Raw genomic sequence first — 15,544 nt, forward strand, 5'->3', positions numbered from 1 at the left:
TGTGATACCAATTTAGCACATATCGTAACCAATTAACTTTAGAAATCGAAACAGGGATTTATTTCACTACGTTGAATATATAAATACATTCTCTTTATAAAGGAGCTTACAATATTGAATGTCCAGTTAAAGGTTGTTACGAGAGAGAATTGGGAAGATGCCTTAAAGCTACAAGTTAAAGAAAATCAGACGAAATTTGTTCCATCTGTAGCAGTTTCACTTGCTAAAGTGTATATAAAGCCAGATGGTGACAATGTAGAGTACATACCGTTTGCGATATACGATGGCGAGCTAATGGTTGGTTTTATTATGCATGCTGTTGTAAAAGAGACAACTGATATGTATTGGATAAATGGATTTATTATTGATCAAAATCAGCAAGGGAATGGCTACGGAAAAGTGGCATTACAGAAAAGCATCTATTTAATAAAAAATACATATAACGCGTGTAAAGAAATTAGATTAACAGTACATAAAGATAATATTTCTGCAAAGAAACTATATGAGCGTTTTGGTTTTCAATCATTGGGACATGATTATGATGGTGAGCAAGTGTATCGTTTATTTGTTAATCAAATATAAAGTAAATGACTGGGAGGAATAACAGTTGAAAAATAAATTTCATCATATTGTAAGAACGGTTATGATTAAGGATAATAAATTGTTAGTAGCTGAATATATTGGCCATCATTATTTTTTACCAGGTGGTCATGTTGAAGTTGGCGAATCAGCTGAGAATGCATTAATAAGAGAACTGCGAGAAGAACTCGGAGTAAATTGTAGTATAAAACAATTTTTAGGAGTTATAGAAAATCAGTGGCAAGATAAAGAAGTGCTTCACCATGAAATCAATCACATTTTTGAAGTAGATTCGCAAGAGTTACATATTGATTTCATACCAAAATCGAAAGAAGCTCATTTGGCGTTTCACTGGATAGATTATAATCAAGAAGCTTTAAACACATATAAAATCATGCCAGCGCCTTCAGTAAAAGAGTTACTAGAAAGAAAATTAAGTGAAGAACTAGCAAACTGTTGGATTAGTAATTTTTAAACGCCTCTATTAATAGTAAATACGTCCACCGAAAGGAAAGTAACAAAATAGGCTGAAAAACAAGGTACATCACCTAGTGTAAGTTCATATTTTGTTGATGTACGCATTTAGTCTATAGTCTTGTTTCTACCTTGTTTGCAAAAATATACGAACTTTAACATTGGGACGGAATTTATTTTTATAAATGGAGGGTTTCATAATGAATCAGTTTCAACAAGAACTACAATCATTAAATCTTAATGATTATCAATCTGGTAATGTTGTGTATTGGGATCAACTACAACAAAATCAATATCCATACTATTACATCCAAGACGATGCACGTCGTTGCGGCGGATGCGGAGGTTGTGGTGGTCGCTGTGGTGGATGTGGCGGTGGAAGATGCGGAGGTTGTGGTGGTCGTTGTGTAGGATGCGCTGGTTGTTTCGGTTGTTTTAACTGCTGGAACTGGTGGATCATATAAGTGTAGAAAATCAATACTATTTCGCATGAAAGAAAGGTGTAAATATTATTTTATACTTTTCTTTCATGCTGTAATTTTTATTTGTTTTTAGGGGGATTTAGTTGAGAATATAAAAGAAAAAAATCATAGTTCTGCAACAGCACTTTGTATTATAAAAGATAACAAAATTGTACTAGAGCATTATAGTGGATATCACTCAAATATATCGATTAATAAAAAAGTAACTGCATCTTCACAATTCAATGTTGCTTCTGCGAGAAAAAGTTATCTAGGTTTAATGGTAGCATACGCGCTTTACGAGGGGAAATTAAACTCTATTGATGAGGAAACGATAAAGTACTTTAAAGATTTCGATCCTGTATTATTTGGAAAAACACGATAAGACATTTAGTAACACATTCGCACGGTTTAACTGAAACTGATGACGGGACAATTTTTCGTGAATTTGAACCTGGACAAGCATGAGCGTATAGAGATATAAATGTAAGAATGATTACACATCTTATTTAACAGCTCAATATTAAAAGTTTCCCTGAATTGTTAAAGGAGCGTGTATTTGATCTGGCTAACTTCCAGGGAACAGGTTGGAGAATTCAGCAAGATGAAAATTTAGTTGAAGCAAACAAAGACGCGATAAGTAAAATTGGTACGGTAGATGACGGTACTAAAAAAATTTATTTGTCTCATCTAGAGAATTTGCTTATTGGGGCAATCTTCATTTAAAGATAGAAATTGCCACGAGTTTGCAGAGTCCAACATTTACTAACAAAGAACTACCACAAAACGTGTTTTTTTGGTTCGCTCAAAATGAACCTGTGCTTTTAAGTGAGCTTGGTGAAAGAGTTCCAAAAGGATCGTATCAAATATTAGGAATTACCGGACCGACTCTTTTAGTAATACCTGAATATAATGTAGTTGATGCGAAAATGTATAATAAAAGATATAACTACGGCGGTGATAATTATTTATATTATTTACGTGAATTTAGCAATTTAGTCGCTGATACATTTCGTAATGGTAATAGGGCATAATTACTCCTATAATGAAAAGGAGTGATAGAAAGTGAAAAATAAAATGAATAAAAACAAAAAGCAAAATATTAAAGATGTAAATACAGAACAAAATGCGATTTATAGCGATCCAAAAGATGCGGCTAATATGCAAACGGTACCGCAGCCGAAGGATTTTGATGAAATTGAATATTAATTTTTCGCCCATCCGACTATATGATGAATGAAAAATACATCTTAAGTCCCATCACATGATTGAAATCTTTTGGTATTCTATATACATAAGCATTGGAAAATGTCTTATCTTAACAAAGCTTTCTTTAAGTAAATCTAATATAACCTGCAAAAAGACACTTCATTATGGAGTGTCTTTTTGTGTACATGAATTCAATTTCCATTTTCCTTACAGTATCTTGCTTTTTATGATGGTTATACTAACTGTGAAAATCCATGTCATGATAAAAGAAGGGGACAGTTAGTATGAAACAAACCTCTATAAATCCATTACTAATTGTTTTAGGTACAATCATTGTTCAAATTGGCCTTGGGACAATTTATACATGGAGTTTATTTAATCAGCCCCTTGTTAGTAAGTTTGGATGGAATCTCAATGCAGTTGCAATAACTTTCTCCATAACAAGCTTTTCTTTATCATTTTCAACCTTATTTGCAGGAAAGTTGCAGCAAAAATTAGGACTTCGAAAACTCATCGCTACTGCAGGGATTGTGCTGGGACTCGGTTTAATACTTAGTTCACAAGTTTCTTCCTTACCATTACTATATTTATTAGCTGGTGTAGTAGTTGGTTATGCTGATGGAACTGCTTATATTACCTCACTATCTAATTTAATTAAATGGTTTCCAAATCGAAAAGGACTTATTTCTGGTATATCTGTTTCTGCATATGGAATGGGCAGCTTAATCTTTAGATATATAAACGGAAGTCTCATCGATAGCCTTGGTGTATCACAAGCATTTTTATATTGGGGTATCATCGTTTTACTTTTAGTATTAACGGGATCGTTCTTCTTACGTGAAGCAATTGTGAGTAATACTGTAACGGAGACGTTACACAATGATTATACGCCTCGTGAAATGATGCGAACGAAACAAGTGTATCTTTTGTTTTTTATGCTATTCACATCATGTATGGGCGGTCTATATTTAATCGGTATGGTAAAGGATATCGGGGTACAGCTCGTTGGACTTAGCGCAGCAACTGCAGCTAACGCCGTTGCAATGATTGCAATTTTTAATACGGTAGGTAGAATCGTTCTTGGAACGTTATCAGATAAAATTGGCCGAATGAAAATTGTCTCTGCAACGTTTATTATAATTGGCTTGTCAGTCTTTACTTTAAGTTTCATTCCACTAAATTACGGTATTTACTTCGCTTGTGTAGCAAGTGTCGCCTTTTGCTTTGGTGGTAATATCACAATTTTCCCAGCAATTGTTGGAGATTTCTTCGGATTAAAAAACCATAGTACAAATTACGGGATTGTATATCAAGGTTTCGGGTTTGGTGCACTTGCAGGAGCATTCATTGGAGCATTACTTGGTGGATTTCAACCGACCTTTATTATAATCGGTGTTTTAAGTGTTATTTCCTTCATTATTTCGATATTAATTCGTCCACCAAAAGCAGAAAAGAAAAAAGAAACACAACATTTATATAGGAAAGTAGCTTAAATATAAAAAGAGTCCTCAAAAAGGGCTCTTTTTATATTACAAAATATTTGATTTCCCCTTTTTAATAAATGTGTAGGAAGAATAGAGTTACTTAATTCAAAATGAAATGATTTGAAAAGTAATAAAGTGATTTATTTCTCAACGAACTAAGTAGCAGATTAGTAAAATATTCATATTGTTTTATAAAGGTACTGAAATCATGTTTTAAAACTACATTAACCACCTTTGTTATTAGATATGAGATTCATTTGTATATCATTATTTTATTATAAAGGTAGTTGGCTTATTTTGATTACAATTATAATTTCTTCTTTTATGGCATTCACTGCAACAAATATTGATGACATTTTTATACTCCTTGTTTTATTCTCACAAGTAAAGACAGTAATAATTAAGAAGGAAGCTAGAGCTGTCCGAGAAAAAACTAAGATGAAAGAACTTTATATTGTTATTGGACAATATTTAGGATTTAGTGTAATTATTTGTTTGAGCATCATTGGTTCTTTAAGTTCTTTTTTCATTCCTATATCTTGGATTGGTTTATTAGGATTCGTGCCAATTTATATGGGAGTGAAAGGACTATTGTCACTTCGTTCTTATAAAGGTACTGAAGTCATTGCTAATGCTTCTAGTTCAATATTTAAAGTGGCTTCGATAACATTAGCTAATGGAGCTGATAATATTTCAATTTATATACCAATGTTCGCTAGTCAAAATCTTAAAACAAATATTGTTACATTAGTTATCTTTTTTTGCATGATAGCAATATGGTGTTTTATTAGCTACAAATTGTTAAGAGCCCCTATTTTAGCTGATGTACTTGAGAAAAACTGTCATATACTCGTTCCAATTGTTCTAATTTGTTTAGGAATATTCATTATTTTGCGTAGTAATACAATTGAATTATTGTACTAACGGAAAGTTTTATTAAATGAATCGCACTACGTATAAGGCCTTATTACAGATGGAGTTTAGTAGGGCTTTTCTTTATTTTAGTGAAATGAAACATTGCTCTACGAATATTAAGTTAGACAGGATATGACGATTATCAAATTGAATAGATACTTTAAAAGGAGCGTGATAATTAAAATGAAAATAGTAAAACAATGGGTCCAAGAAGATAGTGATTACATAAGAGAAAAAGTAATTGAATATAACCAAAAACATATTTCGGATGAAGAGAAAAAGCCTTCAGAAAAAATTAGTTTTATAGTGAAAAATGAAAAGGAAGAAATTGTAGGCGGAATAACTGCAATTACATTTTGGCACCACGTACATGTTGATTTCCTGTGGGTTTCTGAAGAGTATAGACACGAAGGCTACGGAAGTAAGTTATTAAAACTAATTGAAGAATTTGCAATTGAAAAAGAGTGTAGGTTAATTAATTTAGATACTTTTAGCTTTCAGGCACCTGCCTTTTATAAAAAGCATGGATATAAAGTAATTGGAGTAAGTGAAAATCACCCTAAAGGGCACAATCGATATTATTTAGAAAAAAGGTTAGAAAGTATATAGAATCCAAAAATGAATGAATCAAACCATAAAGAGCGTACGTTGAATAATTACTTTCAAAATACGTTCTTTTTTATTTAGTAATGAAGGGTTATCGATTATTGACTTTACTAAGAGTAGATAAATGAAATACTCTATTAATTTTTTTATATTTTAAAACGATTAAATGGTAGAATGTAACAAAGGCAGAAAATTCTCGTTATTAAAGGTGGACTTAGATGAAAAAAGTAAATGTTACATATGCACTATTATACGATAAAACAAATGAAAAGATCTTGATGGTAAAAAACAAAGGGAAGAATGGTTCTTATTATACGCTATCAGGTGGCGCAGTTAAATTAGGAGAAACGTTAGAGGAGGCAGTAATTCGGGAAGTGAAAGAAGAAACCGGGCTACATATAACTGTAAACGGTATTTGTTACATTAGCGAAGCTTTTTTCGAAGAGAGAGGACACCATGCAATATTCTTTAATTTTTCAGGTGAAATAATTGGTGGGGAAACAAATATAACAAGACCACAAGAAATTGAAGAGATTACTTGGATGGAATTACATAGAGCAGCACCGCATTTACGTATACCGGAACACTTATTAAATACATTACAAAGGAAAGAAACAGTACCTTACTTCTTTAACGGAACAATCATTCATCAATCTTCATAAAATTATCATTTCATGTAAGGCGGGGAAAAAATGGAGTTTATCGTTAGTCATAAACACTTCACTCAAGCACTTTCAGATGTAAGTAAAGCTATATCTACTAAAGCTATAATCCCTATATTATCGGGCATAAAAATAACTGCAGATCAATCTGGAATTACTTTAATCGCAAGTAATTCAAATATTTTCATCGAAAAATTCATCCCAAGTTCTAACGAAGACGACCAAATTACAACTATAGTAAAAGCAGGAACTATTGTAGTACCTGCAAAATATTTTATTGAAATTATAAAGAAAATGCCAAGCAATGTAACAATAAAAAGTAAGGATGAGCAAATCATTGCGATACAGTCAGAAGAAATCACATTAAACTTAAATGGACTTCCAACAAATGAGTTTCCGAATGTACCACTGATAGACGATCATGCAAAAGTACAAGTAGAAACAGAACAATTGATTGAAGTGTTTAAACAAACTGCCTTTGCAGTAGCTAAAAATGAATCTAGACCTATTCTTACTGGTGTTCATTTAGAGTTAGATCATAATAAGTTAATTTGCGTAGCAACTGATTCTCATAGACTTGCTATACGCGAAACGATAATTTCTTCAGATGTGAAAGCAAGTTGTATCGTACCAAGTGCAACGATTAGTGAACTGCTAAAATTAATGAGTAGTAATTCAGAATTCGTAGACATCTATCTTTCAGAAAGTCACATTATTTTTACATTCGGCACAACTACGTTATATTCGAGACTAATTGAAGGGAAATATCCTAATATATCTAGTTTAATTCCAAATGAATTTCAGACAGTTATTAACGTAGATAGAAAAAGGATTTTACAAGGTGTAGATCGATCCAGCTTATTAGCAAGTGAATGGGCAAATAACAATGTCAACTTAGAAATCATAGACGAATCCACATTAAAAATTTCTTCTAACGCGTCTCAGATTGGTAAAATATCCGAGACACAACAGATAGATGCGATTCAAGGTGGAAAACAATTAAATATATCTTTCGATGGACGATTTATGATGGATGCCTTAAAGGCAATAAAAGAAGAAACGGTTACTTTAAGTTTCAGTGGTTCTATGAGACCCATATTAATTGAAGCAGGGACGCAATCTACAGCAGTACATCTTATATCTCCAGTGAGAACTTATTCATAACAAAGGAAGGAATCACATTATGTACAAGCACACCTTATGTTTTATAAAGAGAAATGAAGAGATACTTATGTTAAATAGAGAATATGACCCTGTAAAAGGATTGTGGAATGGGGTAGGGGGAAAGATAGAAAAGGGAGAAACACCTTTAGAGAATGCAATCCGTGAAATAAAAGAAGAGACTAATATAGAAGTTATGCATGACCAAATTCAATTTAAAGGGATTATTAAGTGGGAGGACTCTTCATATTCTGGCGGTATGTATATTTATCTAGTAGAGATACTTAATGATTTTACATATCAAACTCCAAAAAAAGTATTAGAAGGAATTTTAGATTGGAAAGAGATTTCTTGGATTTTAAGTGACTATAATTACGGTGTAGGAGAGATGATACCAAAATTTTTATTTGAAGTACTCCACAATGAATTATTATTAGAGCACAATTTTGTTTTATCTAATCATAAACTAATAGATTATAGGAATGACGAATTGGCTAAGCAGGACAGCTCTATATATAATATAGTTCAATTATAAAAAGCAGGAATTGTACTCTATCATACACAGCAAAATAATTTTAACGTAAATGATTCGAAGAGTAGCTAAGGAGAAAATTTATATGAGGATGAGTGTATTGAAGAAACTAATTATTTTACTCATAGCTGTAGTTCTAATTACTTTTGCTTTTTATCAATATAACAAAAAAGATGGTTTATCTAAAAATGATAAGGTGTATGTAGAAGACTTTAAAGGCAAAAATGATTCAAACAAAATACAATCTGCTATTAATAAAGCAGCATCTAGTAAAATGAAAACAGTATTGCTTGATGATAAAAAGTATAAAATTACGTCACCAATTATAGTGAAACAGGGTGTAAAGTTATTATTTGGTTATGGAACACAATTTGTTGTTGAAGGTAATTTTAGAGTTCTAGAATTAGAAAAAAATGCTTCTATCGAAGGAGCCTATATAGCGATAGACGATCCTACATTTAATTCTGAAGTTATATATTTAAACGGAAAAAATAAGTATTATAACACTTGGCACAAGACACAAATAAAAGATATAAATATTATCAATTGGACAGAAACGAATAAAGGTACCGGAATTTCTTTGTATGCTGGTGGGAAAGAAAATGAAATTTCATTTATTAACTTTGAAAATATAAAAGTTGTAGGAATGGAAACTGGGCTAAAATTAGTAGCAAAGAAACCGCAATCTGGTTATGCCTGGATAAATGCCAACCGTTTTATGAATTTTTCACTTGAAGATTGTGTAAATATGATTTATATGGATAGTAATGTGACTACGCCAAATGAAATTAGTGGTAACCAATTTACAAATCTACAAATACAGCCATCAAGTAAAACCAAAAACATATTAAGAGTAAGTGGACAACATAACGAGTTCAATGGAATGGTGTGGGATTTACAGAAAATCAATCATGAAAAAGAACTCATTGAACTAACTGATAAGAGTATGAATACAGTTATTAATATTACCTCAGTACAGACAAATAGAGTTTTAGATAGTGGGAAAGCAAATATAGTGAAATAAGTTTAAATACAGAAAAAGAGCGAATTCCTTATAAAAGGTTGCGCTCTTTTTCTGTATTTAATTAAATTTCTCTCCACCAGCTTGATGACGGATAGTCTGTAGATTGTAACGTAATCGATTCACCAATTTGCGGCGTTGCGATTTTAACTCCTAAACGCTTTGCTTCTTTCGTAACTCGTTCAATCGGATCACTCCATTCATGTAATGCTAATGTAAAAGCACCCCAATGAATCGGGAGGAGTAGTTCTCCTTTCACGTCAAGATGAGCTTGTACGGTTTCTTCTGGCAACATATGAATAGTAGACCATCTCGGATCATATTGTCCGCATTCCATCAATGTAAGATCAAATGGACCGTATTTATCACCAATTTCCTTAAAGTGAGGAGCATAGCCGCTATCACCACTAAAGAAAACTTTAGTCTCTTGCCCGAGAATAAGCCATGAACACCATAATGAACAATCTCTATCTGTCATACCACGTCCAGAGAAATGCCTTGCAGGCGCACATACTAACTTAATATTATCAAATGTAATTTCGTCCCACCAATTATGCTCACTAATTTTACTTGGTGAAACACCCCATTTAATAAGGTATTGTGCAACTCCAGTTGGAACATAAAAATGCTTTGCGCGATCTTTTAACTGCAGAATACTTTTATAATTCAAATGATCATAGTGATTATGTGAAATGATAATCGCATCAATTTCTTGAAGGTCATCACGTTCTAAAGAAAAAGCACCACTATAACGTTTACTAGTAAACAGCGGAAATGGGGAAGAGGCATCTCCAAACATCGGGTCTAATAACAATGTTTTACCTTCTATTTTTAATAGTGAAGCAGAGTGCCCAAACCATGTCACACTCTCTAAAGACTCATTATTTTTATCTGATAAAACAATAGGTAAATTCTTTACAGGACGCAGCTTTGATTTCATTTTAAAGTAATCAGTCATTAAACCTATAATATCTTTCGGTTTAAAACTTACATCAGTATGAATTTGATTTACATATTTCTTTTTCATTCGTTCTCCTTTTTACGTTTAACAATATACGTATGTTGTTATTGTAGCTAATTGTAGTTTAAACGAAATTATTTTACCTTTCATCTTAAATGCAGTACATTTCATAAATTTGTCAAATTCATTATTCTTATATACAAAAAACAACTCATGCAGTAGTTAAAAACTAATATAAAGCAAATGTAAATTGTTTTAATTTGGTAAATACTTTCTTATAAGCAACAAAGAACATACGTTTTGTTATATGTTATAGAAGAAAATACATCTCTAATTATTAAAAGGAAGGAGAGGATGTAAGTGCAAATAGAGAGAAAAAAGAAATCAAAATGTAAACTATCAAAATCTGAAATAACGCAGCTATATACAGAAGGGAAAAGCACCTCAGAAATAGCTACGCTTGCCAATGTGTCTGCTAGGTATATTCGTATGGTTTTAACAGACAATAACGTTCCAAGGCGTGCTATAGGGAGTTGGAAGAGGAAGTATGGCATAGCAGAAGATTATTTTAAAACGTGGTCAAATAACATGGCTTATATATTAGGATTTATAGCAGCAGATGGTGTCATACAAAAAGAAAATCAATGTGTCAGTATATCTCAAAAAGAAAGTTACATTTTAGAAGATATAAAACAAGAACTAAACACAAAACAGCCACTGTATCAAAATAAAAAAACAGGCGTATATATGCTAAACATTAATAGCAAAACAATAAAAGATGATCTAATGAACATTCACGGAATTAAACCGTGTAAATCTTTTAACATTGAATTTCCATTTGTACCAGAAGAATATTTACATCACTTTGTTCGTGGGTATTTTGATGGGGATGGTCATGTAAACTCCCATAGATATTTTGTTAGCTTTGTTGGAGGATCTTATAATTTTATGAATTCTTTTAAAGATATCCTTGAGAATAATAAATTCCAATTAGGTTTTGTTGACAAAGAAAAACAATATCGTATTTACCTAAGTGGTAAAAATAATGTTAATAAATTTTCACAGTGGATTTATAAAAATAAAGGTTTGCATTTAAAGCGTAAATACAATATTTTTCAAGAAAAAGAATAATTGTAATAATTCACGATGAATTATTAATTGAAATCAAAGTAATTGCTATAGCAAACTAATTATAAATATAGTTAAGTCAATCTAAAAGCAACTTGTTTAATCATTAATTTTAAACGAGTTGCTTTTTATTGTGTTTATAACCGCTCATATACAAGACGAATACCAAAGCCTTCAAATTACACCAATTATAAATAAAGAAAAGGGGGGTGTAAAACACTTAACTAATATATAATAAGTTTATTACTTTTTACTAGTTGACATAATATATATTATAGGCAGTTAAAGAAACAAAGCGATATCAGGTATCAAAAACCAAGTAAACTATACTTAATGAGACGGAACAGAGATTTTAAGTGAGATTCACACAAAATCATATCTAAACGAATTTCTACAGTTTTTATCGTTTATTTTGCTAAAAATCCATCGCAGCAAATTCAAATGAATAATCCATTAAGATTTATCGAATCAAAAATCATTTTTGATCAACAAGAAATTTTTATGCGAAAAAATTATTTCTATACAAAATATAAATTAATAATTTTATTTTATGTTTTACTTAATGAATTTATATTGCTATTTACACACGTTTTATAACTTCACTTTATTTGTTGTTATTTATGCTTGACTTTCATTACACTCATCTTTTTTCATTCTAGTTAACATAACGCTTATTTTTAACGTAAAAAAATCTCCCTCACCTTCAGGAAGATTTTTTAGTTTGCTAGTATTTCATTTATAAGATTTTAATAACAATCCCAATTGTAAATAACATTGGAAAAATCTAGATTTAATAAATCGTCTTTCTTTATAAAGAAATTTGCAACACCAGAATCTCCCCACATAATATTTAATGAATCATCTGTATCGATTTGCAGCAATAATACATCATGTTGCTGGTATTTTTCTTCCCATTCTCTTGGATCTGTCTGTGTGAAAAATGGATAACCACCAATTTTATGCCCTTGATCTTTACATAAATCATCATACAGTTCGCCTAATTCTGTATTATTTTCTTCATCAACAATTTCTTCCCAATCAATTTCCTCACTAAACATCTTTTCAAATCGATAATCCCTTGGTGTTACTGGTTGATAACCTAATTCAAACTTTATTTTTGCTGCTTCAGGTATGATAAAGTCCTCTAATTCCAAAGTATTTAAATAACTAAAATCAGTAATAACCTTATTCGAATCTTCTATAATTGTAGAATGATAAATAATTCGAAAGTCTTTTTGGGTTGTTGGATGGTCAAAATCTGCTCCGAAAAGCTCATCATCAGCACTTACGAAAAACTGTAACATTCCCTTTTGAGGCATAAATTCAGCGTGCGGCATTTCTTCAAAGTTTAGCTGCGCAAGTAACAGCATAGGTTGTCCATTTGAATCTTTAGGATGCTCTTGATCTATAGGTAAATACGGATAACCACCAAACTTACTCTCAAAAAGCGTTGTCTCTGCTAATGTTCCAGACACGTTTATATACGGTTTCACACTCTCTTCTAAAATAGTACGATACTGCTCTAGTTCTTTCGGAATTTGAAGTTGATACGTATTCTTCATCATAGTTACCTCCCTTTAAAAATGAATTGAAAATGCCTCACTTAATTATATAGCAAGAGATAGCTTCATTGAAAATTGTTAAAAGTCCGTTTTCACCCTTGTTTTTTGCGCACTTGGTGGACAAAGTAGATTATGTTCTAATACCTTTTTATTAATAGTTCGAATTAAATCCGCTGCTTCGGCAGTATTTGTATTTTCTTTTAGCTTTTCTTTTAAATCATCAATTTCCTTTGAAAGCTCAATCCACCTAGGTAAAACATGATTATTCTTTAACGTTCTATACAGTTGCTTTTCAGGATTGTACGAAAGGTCTTTATCTAGATTTAGAGGTTTCCCTTTACCGGGCATATTATCAAAAGACCCTTTCTTTTCTGCTTCTTTAACGATAGAACTAATATGATCCTCATACGTATAGGACCAAACTTTCTCATCTTTCACTAAAATCTCTTGCTTTTTTAGTTTTTTATCTAGTTCTTCTTGATTCATAGATTCTCTCTCCTTTTTATTTTATATTGTGTTTTTTGTAAATATTAATACTTTCAACCCATCAAATAACTTTTCTCGCCACCAAATTCCGTCATGACCGCCTTGGAACTCTTCATAAGTGATTTGGTATTCTTTTTCTTTTGAAGCTTTATACAGGCGTCTATTAGCCGTTAAAAGAGGTTTGTTTTCAAGCTCTCCTGCTGCAATATAAAAATCTGGTTGAGTCCTATTAGAATGTATAGTTGAAATTTGATTTTCAATCCAAGGAATTTTATTTTTATAACCATCTTTTTTCCAATGAACGGATCCAGACATTGACAGCACGTTCCCGAAAATGTGTGGATTTTGAAGCGCTGCATAACAAGCTGCTAGGCCACCAAAACTGAAACCGGCAATTGTTGTATGGTTCGCTTCTTGATGCACACGATACTTCGCCTGAATCCACGGAAGTAATTCCTCTGTTAAAAATGCATTCATTTTATCGTTATAAGTTAGTTCTTCTAGCCGATTAACTGGTTCTATAGCAACAGCAATACAAGTCGGGATTTCTTTTTCGTAAATTAAATAATTTAGTGTTTTTGCGATTGAAAGGTTATTAATGAATGAATTCCCATCAAATACAATGAGAAGTTCTTGAAGATGTGAAGTGTGAAAATAATCATGAGGCGTATAAATATGAATTTTACGTGTGTTATTTAAAATTGAACTATGAAAAGAATATGTTTCAATTTTTCCGAATGGATAATGGTTTGAAGGAAAACGACTGCTATACTGCACTTCCATTCCTATATTTAACAAAGACGCTTTATTGGTATCTTCTCCAAATGTATTTTTATTAAATTGGTCTAGTTGATACTGTTCACTACGCTTTATCCAATCATTTTCGAAAAAATCGTTTACTGAAAAATAGTAAGTTGAAATAAGATGTTCATTTGTCCTAAACGTTACATACCAAATATCTGTCTGTAACAACCGTTGTAGTTGATTTACAGACAGATCCCAACCAGGAAAACTACCGAATACATAAACATTTTCAGTTTTTCGGTCCCCTAACCATATATACGTTATAAGCTTATAGTGACTTTCTACAGGACATTTCTCTATTAGAGGTGTATTCTTCGACTTTATTTCATGCAAAAAAGTATAAAAAGCTTTCTCATTTCTATTCTTTAATTGATTATTAAGCTCCTCTAACTTAGGACTAATTATCGGAGTCATTCATCTTCCTCCTTTGTATTTCTTTTCAATATTGCTTTTATAAAATTTAGGATTAGGATGTTATGTATTTAGATGAGTTATTTATTAGAAAGTTTATCAATGGCTTGAATAGAAAATTCCAGCGCTTTTATCCGTCTTGTTAAAAGCGTTTTTTGCGGACTTCCAGCTTTAGATTTATCATAAGCCTTCTCAATTGATGGAAGTAAACTAGCAAGGACATTACGAGCTTCTGCTAACTCTTCTTGACTATACGGGTGACTTTCTTCATTCCAAACGTTTTCTAGCACTGCTAAACCTACGCAAAGTGCTTTAAGTCGTTTTTTTACTAATGTAGTATTTGCACCTTTTTCAGTCATCTGTGATAGTGCATTTTCAAGTTTACGAATTGTCGATTGTAAAGATTTTATTGATTCCGATTTATCTAGATTTGATACGGTTTCCATTTTACTGTTGTTCCTCCTGGCTTAACTTATTTAATACTGAATATAATAAGTACTTAATTTCACTCGAAATATTTTATCATAATTAACTAACTATATTCGAGTTGGATAATGGATTAAAGGAAAACGGTATCTAAGCGCCTCTTCCTCCCTTACATCATTCTATATGTACTTCTTTCTTCGTATTAGAATCCCTATATAAACAAGGTATTAAAATTGTATTTTTTATGAACTAAAAACGCACAAGCAGCATAACTTGTACGTTTTTAGTTTTATTCAGTAAGATAATATAGTAATAGTCTTCGGGTCTTCTCATAATTCATGAAATCTCTATACAAAACGGGATACTTCACAATTTCTGTTTCTAGAAAACGATATTGCGGAAACCATTCATAAAATAATTTCATTAGCCATTGTACTTGCTGATACGTAATGTTCTGTTCGTTTCCATTTAGTACAGAACTTAAAGTACCTGTTATATGCATCCAATAATGATTAAAATCAGCGTTTATACAGGCTTCTTCGGTAAATTTCCTTTTTAAATCTCGCTGCAATTTTGCTGAAGCACGATACAGAAACGGTTTATGTAGCGGACTATGCATTTTCTGCAATTCATTAAAAATTACTTTTTTACCTAATAGCAAC

Annotated in this window: 18 protein-coding genes and 1 pseudogene; 13 read left to right on the top strand and 6 right to left on the bottom strand. The window is 31.6% G+C overall.

Features of this window, described 5'->3' with window-relative positions; translation table 11 throughout:
- Positions 1 to 114 precede the first annotated feature (114 nt).
- The 12 genes and pseudogenes from FS742_RS05475 to FS742_RS05525 all read left to right on the top strand — a co-directional run bounded on the left by FS742_RS05475 (position 115) and on the right by FS742_RS05525 (position 9,107).
- On the top strand, positions 115 to 582 hold the full coding sequence (locus FS742_RS05475) for a GNAT family N-acetyltransferase (RefSeq protein ID WP_144611509.1): 468 nt from the start codon (positions 115 to 117) through the stop codon (positions 580 to 582).
- A gap of 25 nt (positions 583 to 607) precedes the next feature.
- On the top strand, positions 608 to 1,054 hold the full coding sequence (locus FS742_RS05480) for an NUDIX domain-containing protein (RefSeq protein ID WP_144611510.1): 447 nt from the start codon (positions 608 to 610) through the stop codon (positions 1,052 to 1,054).
- A gap of 199 nt (positions 1,055 to 1,253) precedes the next feature.
- On the top strand, positions 1,254 to 1,517 hold the full coding sequence (locus FS742_RS05485; RefSeq protein ID WP_060486806.1) for a heterocycloanthracin/sonorensin family bacteriocin: 264 nt from the start codon (positions 1,254 to 1,256) through the stop codon (positions 1,515 to 1,517).
- A gap of 109 nt (positions 1,518 to 1,626) precedes the next feature.
- Positions 1,627 to 2,548, top strand: a pseudogene (locus tag FS742_RS05490) (serine hydrolase domain-containing protein).
- 31 nt (positions 2,549 to 2,579) lie between these two features.
- Positions 2,580 to 2,723, top strand: coding sequence for a hypothetical protein (locus tag FS742_RS27490; RefSeq protein WP_000791820.1), 144 nt, complete (start codon positions 2,580 to 2,582; stop codon positions 2,721 to 2,723).
- A gap of 284 nt (positions 2,724 to 3,007) precedes the next feature.
- The gene (locus tag FS742_RS05495; RefSeq protein WP_144611511.1) at positions 3,008 to 4,216 is read left to right on the top strand and encodes an L-lactate MFS transporter; all 1,209 of its coding nucleotides are present in this window, start codon (positions 3,008 to 3,010) and stop codon (positions 4,214 to 4,216) included.
- A gap of 288 nt (positions 4,217 to 4,504) precedes the next feature.
- Positions 4,505 to 5,131 carry a cadmium resistance transporter gene (locus tag FS742_RS05500; protein WP_144611512.1) on the top strand — a complete coding sequence of 209 codons (627 nt, stop codon included), beginning with the start codon at positions 4,505 to 4,507 and terminating at the stop codon, positions 5,129 to 5,131.
- A 174-nt stretch (positions 5,132 to 5,305) separates the two neighbouring features.
- Positions 5,306 to 5,731, top strand: coding sequence for a GNAT family N-acetyltransferase (locus FS742_RS05505; protein ID WP_144611513.1), 426 nt, complete (start codon positions 5,306 to 5,308; stop codon positions 5,729 to 5,731).
- Between the two features lie 215 nt (positions 5,732 to 5,946).
- Positions 5,947 to 6,390: an NUDIX hydrolase gene (locus tag FS742_RS05510; protein ID WP_144611514.1), complete on the top strand. Its 444-nt coding sequence runs from the start codon at positions 5,947 to 5,949 to the stop codon at positions 6,388 to 6,390.
- Between the two features lie 30 nt (positions 6,391 to 6,420).
- Complete coding sequence (dnaN, locus tag FS742_RS05515; protein WP_144611515.1) at positions 6,421 to 7,554, top strand: DNA polymerase III subunit beta; 1,134 nt, start codon at positions 6,421 to 6,423, stop codon at positions 7,552 to 7,554.
- 19 nt (positions 7,555 to 7,573) lie between these two features.
- Positions 7,574 to 8,086, top strand: a complete 513-nt coding sequence (locus FS742_RS05520) for an NUDIX hydrolase (RefSeq protein ID WP_144611516.1) — start codon at positions 7,574 to 7,576, stop codon at positions 8,084 to 8,086.
- An 82-nt stretch (positions 8,087 to 8,168) separates the two neighbouring features.
- Positions 8,169 to 9,107, top strand: a complete 939-nt coding sequence (locus FS742_RS05525; RefSeq protein ID WP_144611517.1) for a hypothetical protein — start codon at positions 8,169 to 8,171, stop codon at positions 9,105 to 9,107.
- A gap of 61 nt (positions 9,108 to 9,168) precedes the next feature.
- On the opposite strand, the gene FS742_RS05530 is transcribed toward FS742_RS05525, so the two are convergent.
- Positions 9,169 to 10,131: an MBL fold metallo-hydrolase gene (locus tag FS742_RS05530; RefSeq protein ID WP_144611518.1), complete on the bottom strand. Its 963-nt coding sequence runs from the start codon at positions 10,129 to 10,131 to the stop codon at positions 9,169 to 9,171.
- Between the two features lie 294 nt (positions 10,132 to 10,425).
- Here FS742_RS05530 and FS742_RS05535 point away from each other — a divergent pair, with 294 nt between their 5' ends.
- Positions 10,426 to 11,196, top strand: coding sequence for an LAGLIDADG family homing endonuclease (locus tag FS742_RS05535; protein WP_144611519.1), 771 nt, complete (start codon positions 10,426 to 10,428; stop codon positions 11,194 to 11,196).
- Positions 11,197 to 11,939: 743 nt separating this feature from the next.
- Here FS742_RS05535 and FS742_RS05540 read toward each other — a convergent pair.
- The 5 genes from FS742_RS05540 to FS742_RS05560 all read right to left on the bottom strand — a co-directional run bounded on the left by FS742_RS05540 (position 11,940) and on the right by FS742_RS05560 (position 15,543).
- The gene (locus FS742_RS05540) at positions 11,940 to 12,755 is read right to left on the bottom strand and encodes a YwqG family protein (RefSeq protein WP_144611520.1); all 816 of its coding nucleotides are present in this window, start codon (positions 12,753 to 12,755) and stop codon (positions 11,940 to 11,942) included.
- A 78-nt stretch (positions 12,756 to 12,833) separates the two neighbouring features.
- Positions 12,834 to 13,241 carry a DnaJ family domain-containing protein gene (locus tag FS742_RS05545; RefSeq protein WP_073515218.1) on the bottom strand — a complete coding sequence of 136 codons (408 nt, stop codon included), beginning with the start codon at positions 13,239 to 13,241 and terminating at the stop codon, positions 12,834 to 12,836.
- Between the two features lie 21 nt (positions 13,242 to 13,262).
- Entirely contained in the window at positions 13,263 to 14,459 is a 1,197-nt protein-coding gene (locus tag FS742_RS05550; RefSeq protein ID WP_144611521.1) for an alpha/beta hydrolase, read from the bottom strand.
- Positions 14,460 to 14,536: 77 nt separating this feature from the next.
- Entirely contained in the window at positions 14,537 to 14,902 is a 366-nt protein-coding gene (locus FS742_RS05555; protein ID WP_144611522.1) for a hypothetical protein, read from the bottom strand.
- A gap of 269 nt (positions 14,903 to 15,171) precedes the next feature.
- Positions 15,172 to 15,543: a YxiJ-like family protein gene (locus FS742_RS05560; protein WP_144611523.1), complete on the bottom strand. Its 372-nt coding sequence runs from the start codon at positions 15,541 to 15,543 to the stop codon at positions 15,172 to 15,174.
- Position 15,544 lies beyond the last annotated feature (1 nt).

Origin of the sequence: Bacillus cereus, from assembly GCF_007678085.1 — a bacterium.
GTDB lineage: Bacteria > Bacillota > Bacilli > Bacillales > Bacillaceae_G > Bacillus_A > Bacillus_A cereus_BE.

Excerpts from the sequence above, each read along its gene's own strand:
- FS742_RS05485 (WP_060486806.1), top strand. The coding sequence starts at position 1,254 with ATGAATCAGTTTCAACAAGAACTACAATCATTAAATCTTAATGATTAT.
- FS742_RS05495 (WP_144611511.1), top strand. The coding sequence starts at position 3,008 with ATGAAACAAACCTCTATAAATCCATTACTAATTGTTTTAGGTACAATC.
- FS742_RS05505 (WP_144611513.1), top strand. The coding sequence starts at position 5,306 with ATGAAAATAGTAAAACAATGGGTCCAAGAAGATAGTGATTACATAAGA.
- FS742_RS05510 (WP_144611514.1), top strand. The coding sequence starts at position 5,947 with ATGAAAAAAGTAAATGTTACATATGCACTATTATACGATAAAACAAAT.
- dnaN (WP_144611515.1), top strand. The coding sequence starts at position 6,421 with ATGGAGTTTATCGTTAGTCATAAACACTTCACTCAAGCACTTTCAGAT.
- FS742_RS05520 (WP_144611516.1), top strand. The coding sequence starts at position 7,574 with ATGTACAAGCACACCTTATGTTTTATAAAGAGAAATGAAGAGATACTT.
- FS742_RS05525 (WP_144611517.1), top strand. The coding sequence starts at position 8,169 with ATGAGGATGAGTGTATTGAAGAAACTAATTATTTTACTCATAGCTGTA.
- FS742_RS05530 (WP_144611518.1), bottom strand. The coding sequence starts at position 10,131 with ATGAAAAAGAAATATGTAAATCAAATTCATACTGATGTAAGTTTTAAA.
- FS742_RS05540 (WP_144611520.1), bottom strand. The coding sequence starts at position 12,755 with ATGAAGAATACGTATCAACTTCAAATTCCGAAAGAACTAGAGCAGTAT.
- FS742_RS05545 (WP_073515218.1), bottom strand. The coding sequence starts at position 13,241 with ATGAATCAAGAAGAACTAGATAAAAAACTAAAAAAGCAAGAGATTTTA.
- FS742_RS05550 (WP_144611521.1), bottom strand. The coding sequence starts at position 14,459 with ATGACTCCGATAATTAGTCCTAAGTTAGAGGAGCTTAATAATCAATTA.
- FS742_RS05555 (WP_144611522.1), bottom strand. The coding sequence starts at position 14,902 with ATGGAAACCGTATCAAATCTAGATAAATCGGAATCAATAAAATCTTTA.